Source organism: Sinomonas halotolerans (genome assembly GCF_039615075.1).
GTDB classification, from domain to species: Bacteria; Actinomycetota; Actinomycetes; order Actinomycetales; family Micrococcaceae; genus Sinomonas; species Sinomonas halotolerans.
In genome coordinates this window covers 110,780-127,147 of the sequence record NZ_JBDFRB010000008.1, presented here as the reverse complement: position 1 = coordinate 127,147, position 16,368 = coordinate 110,780, and the positions used below count along the sequence as shown (strand labels likewise).

At 71.9% G+C, this 16,368-nt stretch carries 10 protein-coding genes; 8 read left to right on the top strand and 2 right to left on the bottom strand.

Features of this window, described 5'->3' with window-relative positions:
- Positions 1-3: 3 nt before the first annotated feature.
- Positions 4-1,347: a UDP-glucose dehydrogenase family protein gene (locus tag ABCQ75_RS10870; protein WP_345885390.1), complete on the top strand. Its 1,344-nt coding sequence runs from the start codon at positions 4-6 to the stop codon at positions 1,345-1,347.
- 351 nt (positions 1,348-1,698) lie between these two features.
- Here the strand turns inward: ABCQ75_RS10870 and ABCQ75_RS10865 are convergent, their stop codons facing one another.
- A complete protein-coding gene (locus tag ABCQ75_RS10865) occupies positions 1,699-2,886 on the bottom strand; it encodes a hypothetical protein (protein ID WP_345885389.1) in 1,188 nt (395 codons plus the stop codon).
- A 334-nt stretch (positions 2,887-3,220) separates the two neighbouring features.
- On the opposite strand from ABCQ75_RS10865, the gene ABCQ75_RS10860 reads away from it, so the two are divergent.
- The 6 genes from ABCQ75_RS10860 (at position 3,221) to ABCQ75_RS10835 (ending at position 13,079) form a co-directional block, all read left to right on the top strand.
- Positions 3,221-6,712: a DEAD/DEAH box helicase gene (locus tag ABCQ75_RS10860; RefSeq protein ID WP_345885388.1), complete on the top strand. Its 3,492-nt coding sequence runs from the start codon at positions 3,221-3,223 to the stop codon at positions 6,710-6,712.
- Positions 6,713-7,013: 301 nt separating this feature from the next.
- Complete coding sequence (locus tag ABCQ75_RS10855; protein ID WP_345885387.1) at positions 7,014-7,664, top strand: transglycosylase family protein; 651 nt, start codon at positions 7,014-7,016, stop codon at positions 7,662-7,664.
- A 364-nt stretch (positions 7,665-8,028) separates the two neighbouring features.
- On the top strand, positions 8,029-9,558 hold the full coding sequence (locus ABCQ75_RS10850; RefSeq protein WP_345885386.1) for an NCS1 family nucleobase:cation symporter-1: 1,530 nt from the start codon (positions 8,029-8,031) through the stop codon (positions 9,556-9,558).
- Between the two features lie 114 nt (positions 9,559-9,672).
- Positions 9,673-10,395 (top strand): aspartate/glutamate racemase family protein, encoded by a 723-nt coding sequence (locus ABCQ75_RS10845; RefSeq protein ID WP_345885385.1) that lies wholly within the window; start codon positions 9,673-9,675, stop codon positions 10,393-10,395.
- 153 nt (positions 10,396-10,548) lie between these two features.
- The gene (gene fdhA / locus ABCQ75_RS10840; protein WP_345885384.1) at positions 10,549-11,766 is read left to right on the top strand and encodes a formaldehyde dehydrogenase, glutathione-independent; all 1,218 of its coding nucleotides are present in this window, start codon (positions 10,549-10,551) and stop codon (positions 11,764-11,766) included.
- Positions 11,767-11,771: 5 nt separating this feature from the next.
- Complete coding sequence (locus tag ABCQ75_RS10835) at positions 11,772-13,079, top strand: FAD-dependent oxidoreductase (protein WP_345885383.1); 1,308 nt, start codon at positions 11,772-11,774, stop codon at positions 13,077-13,079.
- A gap of 4 nt (positions 13,080-13,083) precedes the next feature.
- On the opposite strand, the gene ABCQ75_RS10830 is transcribed toward ABCQ75_RS10835, so the two are convergent.
- Positions 13,084-13,908, bottom strand: a complete 825-nt coding sequence (locus tag ABCQ75_RS10830) for a maleylpyruvate isomerase family mycothiol-dependent enzyme (protein ID WP_345885382.1) — start codon at positions 13,906-13,908, stop codon at positions 13,084-13,086.
- Positions 13,909-14,142: 234 nt separating this feature from the next.
- Between ABCQ75_RS10830 and ABCQ75_RS10825 the strand changes: the two genes are divergently transcribed.
- A complete protein-coding gene (locus ABCQ75_RS10825; RefSeq protein WP_345885405.1) occupies positions 14,143-16,227 on the top strand; it encodes a hypothetical protein in 2,085 nt (694 codons plus the stop codon).
- Positions 16,228-16,368 lie beyond the last annotated feature (141 nt).

Sequence of the window (16,368 nt, the reverse complement as noted above, 5' to 3'; positions counted from 1 at the left end):
CCCATGAAGATCTCCGTCATCGGCTGCGGATACCTCGGCGCCGTGCACGCCGCGGCCCTCGCCTCGATGGGCCACGATGTGGTGGGCATCGACACGGACCCTGAGAAGGCCGGCCACCTCTCCCGCGGGTTCGCACCGTTCTTCGAGCCCGGGCTCGAGGACCTCCTCGCCGAGGGCCGCAGCACCGGACGCCTCGTCTTCTCCACGGAGATGGACCTCGTGGCGGACGCCGACGTCCACTTCCTCTGCGTCGGCACCCCGCAGTCCAAGACCTCGGACACGGCGGACCTCACGTACCTCGAGGCCGCGACCCGCGAGGTGGCGCTCCGCGCCCGGGCCGGGGCCGTCGTCGTCGGCAAGTCCACGGTGCCCGTGGGCACGGTGGAGCGCGTGCGCGGATGGCTGGGGCGGACGGACCTCGAGCTCGCGTGGAACCCGGAGTTCCTGCGGCAGGGCACGGCGGTGAAGGACTCGCTCGTGCCGGACCGGCTCGTGTACGGGGTGGAGGAGGGCGCCGGCGCCGAGGCCACGGTGCGCGCCCTCGACGAGGTGTACGCACCGCTCCTGCACGCGGGGGTGGCGCGGATCGTGTGCGGCTTCGCGACGGCGGAGCTCATCAAGTCGGCCGCGAACGCGTACCTCGCCACGAAGCTCTCCTACATCAACGCCATGGCACAGCTGTGCGACGCCGCGGGCGCGGACGTCACGCAGCTCTCGGCCGCGATGGGGCTGGACCCGCGGATCGGGCAGCGCTACCTCGCGGCGGGGCTCGGGTTCGGCGGCGGATGCCTGCCGAAGGACATCCGCTCGTTCCGGGCGCAGGCCCGCGAGCTCGGCGTCGAGTCCGTGGACGCGTGGATGGGGCTCGTGGACTCGGTCAACGTGGACCAGCGCGGGCGGGTCGTGGGGATCGCGGCCGAGCTGTGCGGCGGGTCCGTGGCCGGGCGCCGCGTGGCGGTGCTGGGCGCGGCGTTCAAGCCGGACACCGACGACATCCGCGACTCCCCCGCCCTCGACGTCTCGGTTCAGCTCGCCGCGGCCGGGGCGGAGGTGGTGGTGACCGACCCGAAGGCGATCGACAACGCCTGGATGCGGTACCCGCAGCTGCGCTTCGAGCCCACCGCTGCGGACGCGGTGGAGGGGGCCGAGGTGGTGCTGCTGCTCACCGAGTGGGCCGAGTACCGCGCGCTGGACCCGCATCAGCTCGCCCTCACGGTGGCGCGGCCGGCCATCGTCGACGCCCGCAACGTGCTCGACGCCGACGCGTGGCGCGCGGCCGGCTGGGACTTCCGCGGCCTCGGGACGGGCGACGGCGTGCGGTCGGCCGGGGCGGTCCGCGCCGGCTGAGGCGGGGGTGGGTCGGGGACGGCACGCGGCGGCTTTCTGGTCCGGCGACCCGCCCCCGGAGCCACAACGAGGGCCCTCAGCCGCATGACAGGCCCTCGGCTGCACAACCGGTGCGCGCGCGGGCATGTTATGCCGGGCAGGCCTGCTATGCCGGCAGCGCGGTCCGACTCCGCCTCTGCGATCACCGCCGGGAGGATGACCAGGGCCGTCCCCAGTACCACGGCGACCACGACGAGGAGCTCTCGGGCTCGCAGCGGCCACGCCATGACCCCGTCCAAGGCCCTGCTTAGGCGGCGCGTGGAACGCAGGCGTGAGCCCCCTCCTCCACGCGAGCAGCCTCCCCAGCACCCATCAGGGCACATACCAGGCACGCCCATGGCGATATCGCACCGCGGTTCCGCGCATTTCGGCCGGGGCGAGGTCCACGACGTCGAGCACTCCGCTCTGATGCGGCGGCAGGAAGTCCGATTCAGCCTCATGCGGAATCTCGCCGTCGGCTGTCCTCCGTTCATCAGCTGTCTCAGTCCGTGGCCCCCATGCGTCCATGACGCCCCCGCGGTCCAAGAGCGGTATTCCACCAAAGGCGTGCCCCGCAAAAGCGAGAAGACCGTCCCTCGTCCCGGATCGGGGATCCCCACTGAGCACGGGCCTCGTGGAGTCGATGTCCCACAGCCACGCCCTCCGGGAAGCGGCGAGAGCTCGGAATGCATCGTGGTCCAGCGAATTGACCACGTCAATTCCGTGGACCGGGCAGTAGTCCTGTGCAGGAATCATGCCGTCGCCCCACTCTGCCAGTCCCTCAGCATCGCGGCGGTCGGCCTCCGCCTCGCAGAAGCACTCCGGGTTCTCGCTGTCACTCGCATTGATCACTGCATTCCGAAGCGGAATCGGATGCACCCAGACAGGACCTCCCGGGCAAGGGACTGCCCAGACGGTGCCCCGCATCTGGCGGTGCGCCCACCACCGCCACACGACGCGGATGGTGGAGACCACCGCCAGGACCGTCGTCCCCCCGGCAAACGGAGCAGCGCCCGGAACGAAGGCACGCGCGTCCGACGGCGGAGCCTGGGAGGCCGCCCCGGACCACTCCAGCCAGAGGAGGCCCCACAGCGCGATCGATACGGCCAGCAGCGTGATCGCGAATCGGCGTCCTCTCCTGAGGACACGCCGTTCGGCGGCAAGGGCGTTCGGACCCACCCGGACCTTTGTTCCGTCCTTCAGCCGTGCTGCAAGCTGCATGATCGCCGTCAGCTGCCGCGACGATGACCGGGCCTCCGCAGCAGCCAGGACAGCGGCGAGCACAGTCCCCGCGGCCCACAACGGCGCAGAGGCAGCTGCGACAGCGCTCGACAGCACCGCGCAGGCGCCAAGCACCATCACGAGTCCGGAGGCGGCCATCCTTCCCAGTGCCCAGCCCCCGAGGGCGAACACAGCCGCGCAGATCAACGCAACAGTGCCGAAGACGTTGATCGGTCGCAACGAGTCTTCCCAGGAGGACAGCGGTTCCTGCCACCCGCGGTCCACGATGAAGGCGAGCACAACGGTGGCAGCTCCCAGAAGCCATGCCGCCAGAACGGATCTGGCCGCCGAGCCTCGTCTGGGCAAGCCGATCCACTCTGAACTGCTCGGCTGGAGCAGGTCTCGAAGGTCCTCCATGGGAGCATCATGCCCGGTCCTCCCTACCTCGCGGGAACAGTGAGGATCAACCGCGCAGCCGTGGGTGGTGCCCCTCGAGGGACGGGACCCCACAAACGGGTGGGACGGGACCCCACAACCGACAGGACGGGACCCCACAGCGGGGGTGGGACGGGCACGGTGTCCACATAGGGTGCTGCCGGGCTCGTCGTGCCGGCGGTGCGTGGGACCATTGACCGTGGCCTCCTTCCAACTCCCCGAACCCGATGACGCCGGCGGTGGCGCGCCTCCGCTCATTGACGTCGGCACCGTCGCAGCTCGGGTGGGGCCCGCCGCGATCGCCCGGGGCCGCACCTATGCTCGCAGCGGCCATGTCCACTACGTCGAATGGGACGCGGACAGCGCGGTCATCGCCGGCGAGGTCCAAGGCAGCGAGGTCGAGCCGTACAGGACTGAGGTGTACCTGCGTTCCGGGAGCTCCGGCTACGCCTGCACCGGAAGCTGGTGCTCGTGCCCCATCGGCGAGGACTGCAAGCACGTCGCCGCGCTCGTGCTCGCCTCGAATGAGATCGCCGTGGCAGCAGACGTCCTCGGCCTGCGCAGGGCCACCGAGATCGGCCCCGCGACGAACCGTCGCGGAGCCTTCTCCGCCCAGCCCGTTCCCGTTCCCGCCCCCGCGCCCGAGCCGGCGTGGAAGGGCGAGCTCCAGCGCATCATCGACCCCTCCACCGCCAGGAACCCGCTCCGGGGCCCCGGCCAGCGGCTCGGCCTCCAGTTCGAGCTCCGGGACCTGGACGCCGAGCTGGGGAAGCGGTTCGGCGGCTACCCCGCCGCACGGCACCGCCAGGGCACCAAGCTCGGCATGCGCCCGGTCACCCACAACCCGCACACCGGCAATTGGGTCAAGGGCAACCTGACGTGGAGCACGTTCGGCCGGCAGAACATCTACGGCGACTTCCACCAGCCCCACTTCGACTGCTTCCGCGAGCTCCAGGCCCTCCGCCTCGGCACCGAGTCCGGGTACTGGAACGGCAGCGACCCGTGGATGTACCTCGACGACTACCTCAGCCCCCTCCTCTGGACCCTCCTCGAGGCCGCTGCCCAGATGGAGATCGGGCTCGTCGGCGCGCGCAAGGGCACCGAGGTCGCCCTCGCGGACGGCACGGCGACGGTGACCCTGGACGCCCATTCGGCCCCCGACGGCGACGGTGGCCTCCGCCTCTCCCCGGTCCTCGCGATCGGCGGCGTCCCGGTGCCGGCCACGGCGGCGGGCACGATCGGCGACCACGGCGCCTACGCCGTCGTGCGCGAGAACGGCACCGAACGGATCCTCCTCGCCCCCGCCGCCGCCCGCCTCACCGAGCGCGAGCGCGCCCTCTTGGGCACGCCCGCCGGGATCGAGATCCCGGGGCCGGACCGGGAGGCGTTCCTCGCCGAGGTGTACCCGGACCTCGCGCGCTCGGTCACGCTCAGGGCGGCCGACGACGGCGTGCAGCTCCCGCCGGTCGCCCCGCCGCGGCTCGTGCTCACCGCGGCGTTCGAGCCCGGCGACGTGCTGCGGCTCGCGTGGCACTGGGAGTACGGGGCGGGCGACGCCGCGCGGCAGCTCGCGCTCGTACCCGTCCCGGGCGAGGCGACCCGGCGCGACGAGAGGGCCGAGGCGGAGGCGAAGGACCGTGCCACCGCCCTCCTCGCGGACACGCCGCTGCGCGGGAAGCCGCTCGGGCCGGCCCGGCTCGAGGACCTCGACACGGCCGACTTCGCCGAGCGCGTGCTGCCCCAGCTCGCCGCGCTCGAGGGCGTGGACGTGCGCGTGGAGGGCACGCAGCCGGACTACCGGCGGCTCGAGGGGTCCCCGCAGCTCGTGGTCAGCACCGTGGAGAGCGAGAAGCGGGACTGGTTCGACCTCGGGCTCATGGTCACGATCGGTGAGCGCACCATCCCCTTCCAGGACATCTTCACCGCCCTGGCCCGGGGCCGGGACAAGGTCCTGCTGCCGGACAAGACGTGGTTCCGGATCGACACCCCGGAGATCCAGCGCCTCCGGCGGCTCATCGACGACTCCCACGAGCTGCGCGAATGGCGCGCCGAGGGCGGGGCGAAGAAGCCGCCGCGGCTGAGCGTGTACCAGGCCGGGCTGTGGGACGAGATCGCCGAACTCGCGGGCGAGACCGTGCAGGCGCCGCGGTGGAAGGAGGCCGTGGAGGGGCTCCTGGACCCGCACGCCCTCGACCGTGTCCCCGTGCCCGCCGGGCTCGCCGCGGAGCTGCGGCCGTACCAGGACGAGGGGTTCCAGTGGCTCGCCTTCCTGCACCGGCACGGGCTCGGCGGGGTCCTCGCGGACGACATGGGGCTGGGCAAGACCCTGCAGACCCTCGCCCTCATCCTCCACGCCCGGGACGGCGCTGGGCAGGACAGTGGCAGCCAGGGCAAGACCGCCCGGGACGGCGCTGGGCGGCAGGACGGCGCGGCAGGGAGCGGCGCCGCCAGGCCAGCGCCCTTCCTCGTCGTCGCCCCGACCTCGGTGGTGCCGAACTGGGCGGCGGAGGCGGCGCGGTTCGCGCCCGGCGTGGCGACGGTGGCTCTCACGGACACGCAGGGAAAGTCCGGCACGCCCATCGCGGACGCGGCGGCGGTGGCGGACATCGTCGTGACGAGCTATGCGCTGTTCCGTCTGGACTTCGAGGCCTATGACGCAGTGGAGTGGTCCGGGCTCATCATGGACGAGGCGCAGTTCCTCAAGAACCGCGCCACCAAGGCCCACCAGTGCGCGCGGGACCTCGCGACGCCGTTCAAGCTGGCCCTCACCGGCACGCCGCTCGAGAACAACCTCATGGAGCTGTGGAGCCTCTTCGCGATCGTCGCGCCCGGGCTGTTCCCTGCCGCGCACCACTTCTCGCAGGAGTTCGCCAAGCCCGTGGAGAAGAACGGGGACGCGACCCGCCTGGCCCGATTGCGGCGTCGGGTGCGGCCGCTCATGCTGCGCCGCACCAAGGAGGCCGTGGCCACGGAGCTGCCCGAGAAGCTCGAGCAGCGTCTGGACGTGGAGCTCTCGCCGAGGCACCGCAAGCTCTACCAGCAGTACCTCCAGCGCGAGCGCCAGAAGGTGCTCGGCCTGGTCGAGGACCTGGACCGGAACAGGTTCATCGTGTTCCGCTCGCTCACGCTCCTGCGGCTCATGGCGCTGGACCCGGCGCTCGTCGACGAGGCGCACGACGGCGTGTCCCCGGCGAAGCTGGACGCGCTCCTCGAGCAGCTGGGAGACGTGGTGGCGGAGGGCCACCGGGCGCTCGTGTTCAGCCAGTTCACGTCCTTCCTCAAGAAGGCGGCCGAGCGGCTGGACGCCGAGGGGATCGCGTACGAGTACCTCGACGGGTCCACGCGCCGGCGCGGCGAGGTGGTCTCCCGGTTCAAGGAGGGGCACGCCCCGGTGTTCCTCATCTCGCTCAAGGCCGGCGGCTTCGGGCTCAACCTCACCGAGGCGGACTACTGCTTCCTCCTGGACCCATGGTGGAACCCTGCGGCGGAGGCGCAGGCCGTGGACCGTGCGCACCGGATCGGGCAGACCCGCAAGGTCATGACCTACCGGCTCGTGGCGAGCGGGACCATCGAGGAGAAGGTCATGGAGCTCAAGGAGAAGAAGGCGGCGCTCTTCTCCTCGGTCATGGACGACGACGCGATGTTCGCCTCGTCACTGACTGCGGACGACGTCCGCAGCCTCCTCGAATAGCCGCCAGCAGGCGTTCAGGCGACACCCGGACAGGTCACGGTTTTGCAACGACGGACGGCACTGGGCTACCGTAGATCAAGGTTTGGTAACGAACCCCGGCGTCCAGCCGCACCGCGGCGGGCGCGACAAACGCCGCGGCAGCACGCCGTCGGCCGCATATGCCGGGTGCTGCCGTCCACCGTTCGCCGCCGTCTGAGCAGACACCATTGACCTGACCTCGAGCAGTCAGGGGCCGGCGGCGCATGATGACCTCTGGGGACAGGGGGAATGCCGGTGGAGCCCCGAGCATGAAGCCACCCTTATGAAGAAGACCTCCTTCACCGCAGTCCGCCGCACCCTCACCCTCGCCGCCGCGTCCGGCGCCGCCCTCGGCGCAGCCGCGCTCGGGGCCCCCGCAGCCAATGCTGCCGATGGCTCCACGTGGGACGCCCTTGCGCAGTGCGAGTCCGGCGGCAACTGGTCCATCAACACCGGCAACGGCTACTACGGCGGCCTCCAGTTCTCCCCGACCACGTGGGCCGCGTACGGCGGCACTGGCTCGGCGGCGGACGCGACCCGCGAGCAGCAGATCGCTGTGGCCGAGAACATCCTGGCCGGACAGGGCTGGGGCGCGTGGCCGTCCTGCTCCTCGCAGCTGGGCCTCTACGGCAGCGCGGGCGCCACCACGCAGACCCAGGTCCAGGCCGCCCCGGTCCAGCAGGCTCCGGTCCAGGTCCAGTCCGCGCCGGTCCAGCCCGTCGAGCAGCCCGCACCCGCCCAGGGCCGCCACACCGCCGAGGTCGCCGTGAGCGGGGAGACCTACACCGTCCAGGCCGGCGACACGCTCAGCATCATTGCCGAGAAGCTCGGGATCTCCGCAGGCTGGGAGGCCCTGGCCGACGCGAACGCCGACACGGTGACCGACCCGGACCTCATCTTCGTGGACCAGGTCCTCCAGCTCCCGGCCGAGTAACGCCGGGCCTCCGCCCCCGGCCGAGAAGGGCGGGGGCACCGGGCGCGGCCCCCTCCTGCGCGCCCACCATTCTCCCCCTGCGGAACGCCGCATCGGGACGAACCGCCTGCCTGCGCAGGCCGGTCCGTGCCGATGCGGCTTTCTTCCGTTATGCGGAAAGAAAATTTCTCCTTGTGGTTGCAAGCCGCCACCGGTTACAGTTGGGATACCAGAACGCGAGACGCAGGTCACACCCTCACTCACGTCAGGACGCGGCAGCAGCCGCTCCGCTGGGCCCCAGCCGCCCATCAGCGCTGGAAGGCCCCGCGGATCAGCCAACTTCCCGGGCGCGAGCCCCCGTTCACCACGATCCGAGAAGAGCACCATGAACAGCATTCAGGACACCGCCGTCCCCCCGCTGGGATCCCATAGCGCCGATTCGGGCGCGTCTTCCGCCACTGCGACCCTCGCGGGCACGAGCCCGCGCCTCTACAACCATGATCTGGCCCCCACGCAGCGCGAGGGCCGCAAGTGGTCCGCGTACAGCATCTTCACCCTCTGGGCGAACGACGTGCACAGCCTCGGCAACTACGCCTTCGCGATCGGCCTCTTCGCCCTGGGCCTCGGCGGCTGGCAGGTCCTCGCGGCGCTCGGCGTCGGCGCGGTCCTGCTGTTCGCCCTCCTGAACCTCTCCGGCTTCATGGGCCAGAAGACCGGCGTCCCGTTCCCGGTCATGAGCCGCATCGCCTTCGGCATCCATGGCGCCCAGATCGCCTCGGTGCTGCGCGGCGGCGTCGCGATCGCGTGGTTCGGCATCCAGACCTACCTGGCCTCCGTCGTCCTGCGCGTCCTGCTCATCGCGCTCGCTCCGGGGCTCGCCCCGCTCGACCAGGGCTCGATCCTCGGCCTCTCACCGCTCGGCTGGATCGCCTTCGTGGCGCTGTGGATCGTCCAAGTCGTCATCGTCTCGTACGGCATGGAGATGATCCGCAAGTACGAGGCGTTCGCCGGCCCGATCATCCTCGTCACGATGCTCGCCCTCGCCGTCTGGATGTTCGCCCAGGCCGGCTTCGAGATCGCGTGGAGCACCGACAAGAGCCTCTCGGGCGGCGAGATGTGGGTCCAGATCCTCGGCGGCGGCGCCCTCTGGGTCTCGATCTACGGCACGTTCGTGCTGAACTTCTGCGACTTCACCCGCGCGGCCAAGTCCAAGGGCGCGATCGTCAAGGGCAACTTCTGGGGCATCCCGATCAACATGCTCCTCTTCGGCGCCATCACTGTGGTCCTCGCCGGCGCGCAGTTCAAGATCAACGGCCAGATCATCACGAGCCCCTCGGACATCGTCGCCGGGATCCCCAACACCTTCCTGCTGGCCGGAGCCTCCGCCGCACTCCTGGTCCTCACCATCGCGGTGAACCTCATGGCCAACTTCGTGGCTCCGACCTACGCCCTGACCAACCTGTTCCCGCGCCACCTGGACTTCCGCAAGGCCGCGATCGTCTCCGCTGTCATCGGCCTCGTGATCCTGCCCTGGAACCTCTACAACAACCCCGTGGTCATCGTGTACTTCCTCGGCGGCCTCGGCGCGCTCCTCGGCCCCCTGTTCGGCGTCATCATGGCCGACTACTGGCTCATCCGCCGCGGCCGGGTCAACGTCCCCGCCCTCTACACCGAGGACGCCGCCGGCGACTACCACTACGTCAAGGGCGTCAACCTGCGCGCCGTGGCGGCCCTCGTCCCCGCGGCGGCCGTGGCGATCGCCATCGCCTTCATCCCCGTCCTGGGCGCCCTGGCCCCCTTCTCCTGGTTCTTCGGCGCGGGCATCGCCGCGGTGAACTACTGGTTCATCGCGGACCGCAAGCGCACCTTCACGGACGCCGACGGCGAGGAGATCGCCGTCCCCAGCGCCCACTAGCGCCCCGGAGCACGACGGCGGCGGGCCGGCCCCTGACCCGGCCCGCCGCCGTCGTGCTCCCCACCTGCACACCAGCCCACCCCGCACCCCAGCCCCCTCCCGGAAGGTCCCGCGATGCGCATCCTCGTCGCCAACGTCAACACCACCCAGTCCATGACCGACTCGATCGCCGAGGCCGCCCGCGCGGCGGCGTCCCCCGGCACCGAGATCATCGGCATCACCCCGCGCTTCGGCGCCGAGTCCTGCGAGGGGAACTTCGAGTCCTACCTCGCCGCGGTCGCCGTCATGGACGCCGTGACCCGCTACGAGGGCGGGTTCGACGCCGTCATCCAGGCCGGCTACGGCGAGCACGGCCGCGAGGGCCTGCAGGAGCTCCTCGACGTGCCGGTCGTGGACATCACCGAGGCCGCGGCATCCACGGCGATGTACCTCGGGCACAAGTACTCGGTCGTGACCACCCTGGACCGCGCGGTGCCGCTCATCGAGGACCGGCTCAGGCTCGCCGGGCTCGAGGCCCGCTGCGCGTCCGTGCGCGCCTCGGGCCTCGGCGTCCTCGAGCTCGAGGAGGACCCCGAGCGTGCGGTGAAGGAGATCGTGGCGCAGGCCGAGCTCGCGGTCGGCGAGGACAAGGCGGAGGTGATCGTGCTCGGCTGCGGCGGCATGAGCGGGCTCGACGCGCAGATCCGCGAGCGCTGCGGGGTCCCCGTCGTGGACGGCGTCGCGGCCGCGGTGGCGGTGGCGGAGGGGCTCGTGCGGCTCGGCCTCGCGACATCGAAGGTGCGCACCTACGCCGCCCCGCGCCCCAAGGCCGTCACGGGCTGGCCCCTCGTCCGGTAGCGCCGGGGCCCGCCCCGCGGCGGGCCCTTGACCCCGGCCTCCGAGCCTGCCTAGGGTGCGAGTACCGCCAGGAAGTGATGCGTGCCACATTGCACGGTCATGCCGTGCCGGCCCGCATCGGGCGTTCCGAACTACCCATAGGGAGCAGGAAGCATGGCAGGAAACAGGGCAGTCGCCTACAAGGGACCGGGCACGGTCGAGGTCATCGACACCGAGTACCCGACCTTCGAGCTCAAGGACGGCCCGGGGGTGAACCCGGCCAACGTCGGCCGGCAGGTCCGCCACGGGGTCATCCTCAAGACCGTCACCACGAACATCTGCGGCTCGGACCAGCACATGGTCCGAGGCCGCACCACCGCCCCCACGGACCTCGTCCTCGGGCACGAGATCACCGGCGAGGTCGTGGAGGTCGGTCCCGACGTCGAGTTCATCAAGGTCGGGGACATCGTCTCGGTCCCGTTCAACATCGCGTGCGGGCGCTGCCGGAACTGCAAGGAGCGCAAGACCGGCATCTGCCTCAATGTGAACCCGGACCGGCCGGGCAGCGCCTACGGGTACGTGGACATGGGCGGCTGGGTCGGAGGGCAGGCCGAGTACGTCCTCGTGCCGTACGCGGACTGGAACCTGCTCAAGTTCCCGGACCGGGACCAGGCGCTCGAGAAGATCATGGACCTCACGATGCTCTCGGACATCTTCCCCACAGGGTTCCACGGCGCCGTGACGGCCGGGGTCGGCGTCGGTTCTACGGTGTACGTTGCCGGCGCCGGGCCGGTGGGGCTCGCGGCGGCGACGGGCGCGCTGCTCCTGGGCGCCGCCGTCGTGATCGTGGGGGACATGAACGCGGACCGCCTCAAGCAGGCCGCGAGCTTCGGCTGCGAGACCGTGGACCTGACCAAGGGCGGCCCCGCCGAGCAGATCGAGCAGATCCTCGGCGTGCCCGAGGTGGACTGCGGCGTGGACGCCGTGGGCTTCGAGGCGCGCGGCCACGGCAAGGACGCGGGCCACGAGGCGCCCGCCACGGTGCTCAACTCCCTCATGGAGATCACCGCTGCCGGCGGCGCGCTGGGGATCCCCGGCCTCTACGTCACCGGGGACCCGGGCGGGATCGACGAGGCCGCGAAGAAGGGCTCGCTCTCGCTGAGCCTGGGCACCGGCTGGGCCAAGTCGCTCTCCTTCACCACGGGCCAGTGCCCGGTCATGAAGTACAACCGTCAGCTCATGATGGCGATCCTCAACGACCGGGTCTCGATCGGGAAGAACGTCAACGCGAAGGCCATCGGCCTCGACGAGGCCCCCCAAGGCTACGCCGAGTTCGACGCCGGCGCCGCCACGAAGTTCGTCCTCGACCCGAACGGTTACGTCAGGAACTGACGGCCGTGCCGCCGCCCGAGCCGGCCCCCGCACAGCGGCCCTCGCCCACCCGGGCGAGGGTCGCCGTCGTGGGCGGCGGCCCAGCGGGCATGGTGCTGGGCCTGCTCCTGGCCCGCGGCGGGATCGAGACCGTGGTGCTCGAGAAGCACGCCGACTTCCTCCGCGACTTCCGGGGCGACACCGTCCACGCCTCCACGCTCGCCCTCCTGGACGAGCTCGGCCTAGCCACCGCCTTCGCCGCGCTCCCCCACCGGCTCCTGGACCGCGCCGAGATCCGCCTCGACGCCGGCACCGTGCGCCTTTCCAACCTCGGCGCCTCGCTCCCGGGCCGGCACCGGGGGATTGCGCTCGTGCCGCAGTGGGACTTCCTCGAGATGCTCGCCACCGCGGCGGAGCGCGAGCCCGCGTTCACGCTCGTCCGCAGCGCGGAGGCGGTGGACCTGATGCACGACGCCGGCCGGGTCGCCGGGGTGCGCTGGCTCGACCGGTCCTCCGGCCGGCCGGAGGACAGCGCCGAGCCGCGTGCCCTCGAGGCGGACCTCGTCGTGGCATGCGACGGACGCTGGTCCTCGGTCCGCGCCGCCGCCGGGCTCGAGCCGCGCAGCTACGGCGCGCCCATGGACGTCTGGTGGTTCAGCGTCCCCCGCCGGGACGGCGACCCCGAGGGCGGGATCGGCCGGGTCTCCCGCGGCGGGTTCATGATCATGATCGACCGCGGCCAGTACTGGCAGTGCGGCTACGTCATCCCCAAGGGGGCCGACGAGGAGCTGCGCACCTCCGGCCTCGCCGCCTTCCGCGCGCGCATCGCGTCCCTGCAGCCGTGGCTCGCGGACCGTCTGGGCGAGCACCCTTCGAGCATGGACGAGGTCAAACTCCTCGACGTCCGGGTGGAGCGGCTCCCCCGCTGGCACGAGGACGGCCTCCTCCTCATCGGGGACGCCGCCCACCCCATGTCCCCCCTCGGCGGGGTGGGCATCAACCTCGCGATCCAGGACGCCGTCGCCACCGCGCGGATCGTGGGGACCGCGATGCGCAGGGCGCCCGGGCCGGTGGGCCGGGACGTGCTCGCCGAGGTGCAGAGGCGGCGGCTCTGGCCCACGGCGCTCGTCCAGGCCGCCCAGCGGGCCGGCCACGCGACCGTGGTGCGGGGCGCGCTGCGCGGGCGGGTCGGTGCCGGCAGCCGGGTCCCGCTGCCCCTGCGCCTGCTCATGCGCTTCCCCGTGCTCCAGCGCATCCCCGCCCGGGTAGTGGGGATCGGTCCTCGGCCCGAGCACGCGCCGAGCTGGGCGCGGCGCCTCGAACCCCTCCGGTAGGCCGTCAGGGCGTGAGCTTCGCAGACCTCAGCGCCTCGGCGAGGGCGGCCGGGACGCCGGGCAGCGGCCGGCGTCCCCACAGCCCCAGATAGACCTCCTCCGCCCGGGCAGCGACCGTCCCGAGCTGCACCTCCGCGCCCGCGGCGCCCTCACCCACCCCCGGCGAGACGAGCGCCGCGGGCGGCAGGCCGGCGTCGTGCGTCACCTCGAAGCGCACGACGCCGGCCAGGCCGGCCGTGCGCCCGAGCCGCACCTGGCGCGGGTAGAGGCTGAAGAGGATCTCGCGGATGCCGTCCACGGGGAGGGCGGGGTCCGGGCGCCATTCGTGGGGGCGGCCGAGGGCGTCGAGGATGTCGAAGACGTGGATGCATGTCTCGTGGACTTGGCGGCGGGCCCAGAAGGCGGCCACCGGCTCGCCCCACATCGTCCAGGCAGGGGCGGCGGGCCCGGCGGACCGGAGCCGACCGAGCAGATGTGCCGCGCTGGCCCGGTACCACTCCACCGGGTCCTGGCCGGCCGGTCGCGGTGGCCGGGCGGGCGCGGACTCGGCGCCCAGGGTTGCCGCGGCCCAGCGGTGGACCTGGGCGAGGTGGTCCACGAGCTGCTCAATGCTCCAGCCCGGGCAGGCGGGCACGGCCCGGGCGAGGCCGTCCGGCTGGCGGCGGGCATCCTCCGCGGCCCCCGCGAAGGCCAGGGTGAGTTCCTCGAGTACGGCGAGGGCACCGGTGTAGGCCTCTGGGTCCGATGAAGGGGTGAAGGTGTGTTCGGCCGCCGGGTCGAGGAGCGGCGTAGCGGGCTCGGGGGCGTGGGGATTCTGTGGCTGGGGCACGGGAAAAGCGTAGCGGCCAAGCATTGTGCAAGGTTGGCCTCAAGATTCGCGCGGACCTGCCGATAGGCCACGTGTGGGCTGTTACCTTCGAAGAGGCGCGGACGGATCCCCCTCGATCCGACGGGGGCACCACTACCGGGTTCCGCGCCGCGGACGAGTCTCGGACCCCGCATCCAGCCCCACCCAGGCCAGGGCAGCAACGCCCGCAGCTTCTAGGAGACACGCTTGTCCTCGATGACCCCTGCCCAGCGCAAGGCCAAGGGCCGCCACCGCGCCGAGCGCTCCACCCGGTCGTCCCGGCGCGCCGCCGCCTCCGTCGGTGCCGCAGCGAAGGGCTCCGCGCTCGTCGCCACCGCCCTCCTCACCGCCGGCCTGCAGGCTCTGCCCGCGTCGGCGTCGGCCGTCTCCGCGGAGGCCCAGGCCGCCACGGGTACCCTCGCCCCGGCCGTCCTCGAGGCCGCCTCCCCGCAGACCGCCGTGCAGGCGCTCGCCCCCGCGGCCCTCGCGCCGCGCTCGGCGAACATCCGGGTCACGCTCGTGACCCTGCAGACCAAGGACAAGACCGCCGCGGACCTCGCGAAGATCGACGTCGCCGCGGCCAAGGCCGCCGTGACCGGCTCGGACCAGTACTGGCGCAGCGTGTCCGCGGGCAAGATGACGATCGGGATCGAGAAGACCGTCCTCGGCTTCAAGACGAGCGTGTCCTCCGGGGCCGAGTTCTCCACGATCATGAACACCGTGCAGAAGGAGCTGGGCTGGACCGGCGGCACGGACCGGGTGCTCGTGCTGTTCATCCCGCGCACGGACGTGGTGGTGTACGGCAGCGGCGGCAACCTCGGCGCCGGCTGGGCCTCGGGCCCCACGAGCGGCCGTATCCTGCTGCCCATCACCTCCAACTTCACGGGCCCCGTCATGGCGCACGAGTTCGGCCACGTGTTCGGGCTGGGCCACGCCAACTCCCTGCAGTGCACCAACGGCCGCATGGACGTCTCCCGGCTGTCCACGGGTCTCAAGGACACGGCCTGCACCTCGCGCGCCTACGGCGGAACGACGGACCTCATGGGGATCTCCCAGTGGGCCAAGCCCTACCTCAACGCGGCGCTGCTGGACTACAGCGGGTTCGGCCGCGGCGACGAGCTCCGCACGGTCACGCCCGGTGCGAGCGCCACCTACAACCTCACGGCCTGGGCCGGGACGGCTGCGCGCAGGGCCCTGAAGTTCACCGACGCCGGCGGGGAGACCTACTACGTGCAGCTGCGCCTGCCCGTGGGATTCGACTCCTCCACCGCCGTGAACGGCAACCGCGGCGTGGAGATCCTCAAGGCGGACGACTCCGCCTCGGAATCCCTGCTCATCCCGCCGAGCACCAAGCCCTACTCCGGCTGGTACATCACCAACGCGGCGTGGCAGGCCGGCCAGACGTTCACCACGTGGTCCGGCACCAAGGTCAAGGTCAACTCCATCTCCTCCACCGGGGCGAGCGTGACCGTCACCGGACCCGGCCTGAGCTACCAGGGCACCGTGACCGAGGACTTCTCGGTCCTGGACGAGAAGGCGGCCGCCTCGAACCTCGGCGACCCGCTCGCGGCCGGAATCTCCGGCTTGCGCGACGGCGGCAAGGCCCGCGCGTACCAGCGCGGCAGCGTCCACTGGACGGAAGCGACCGACGCCCACGTGACGCGCGGCGCGATCCGGGGGGCCTGGGCCAGGGCCGGTGCCCAGAACGGTGCACTCCGGTACCCGACTACAGATGAGGTGGGCGGCCTGCGGGACAGCGGCGTGCGCCAGCTCTTCCAGGGCGGCAGCATCTACTGGACCCCGACCACCGGCGCACAGATCCTCCGCGGCGCGGTCCGGAACCTGTGGCTCAACTACGGCGCCCAGGACGGCTACGTGCGCTACCCCACCACCGGCGAGGTCGCCTCGGTGCGCGGGGGCGTGGTGCAGAACTTCCAGCGCGGCACCATCTTCTGGCACCCCACCTACGGCGCGCACCGCACCATCGGCGCGATCCGCGGCCTCCACGTCCGCTACGGGGCCGAGAGGGGCTTCATCGGCTACCCAACCGCCGAGGAGGTCCACACCAACGGCGGGGCGTACCAGAACTACGAGCGCGGCACGATCACCTGGTCGGGCAGCGGGACGTACTTCATCTTCGGCGGGATCCGGAACGCATGGCTCTCCCGGGGCGCCCAGGGCGGCGTCCTCGGCTGGCCCACGAGCGGCCAGTACAGCACCCCGGACGGCTCCGTCGCCCAGAACTTCCAGGGCGGCCGCATCTACTGGAAGAACGGCGTAGTCCGGGTGGTGACGTTCTGAGCTGACGGGCTCGGGCCAGGGGAGGCGGGGCACCAGACACTGTCTGGCGCCCCGCCTCTGCTTCTTCTTCATCCTGCTCACTTGGCGATGCTTGCCGCTGTGGGGCTGGGCTGTGGATAACCTTCCTCGGCGTTCGCCGGG

Bases quoted from the DNA above. Each gene is read 5' to 3' on its own strand.
- ABCQ75_RS10870 (WP_345885390.1), top strand. From the start codon at position 4: ATGAAGATCTCCGTCATCGGCTGCGGATACCTCGGCGCCGTGCACGCC.
- ABCQ75_RS10855 (WP_345885387.1), top strand. From the start codon at position 7,014: ATGAAGAAGACCTCCTTCACCGCAGTCCGCCGCACCCTCACCCTCGCC.
- fdhA (WP_345885384.1), top strand. From the start codon at position 10,549: ATGGCAGGAAACAGGGCAGTCGCCTACAAGGGACCGGGCACGGTCGAG.
- ABCQ75_RS10825 (WP_345885405.1), top strand. From the start codon at position 14,143: ATGACCCCTGCCCAGCGCAAGGCCAAGGGCCGCCACCGCGCCGAGCGC.
- ABCQ75_RS10845 (WP_345885385.1), top strand. From the start codon at position 9,673: ATGCGCATCCTCGTCGCCAACGTCAACACCACCCAGTCCATGACCGAC.
- ABCQ75_RS10850 (WP_345885386.1), top strand. From the start codon at position 8,029: ATGAACAGCATTCAGGACACCGCCGTCCCCCCGCTGGGATCCCATAGC.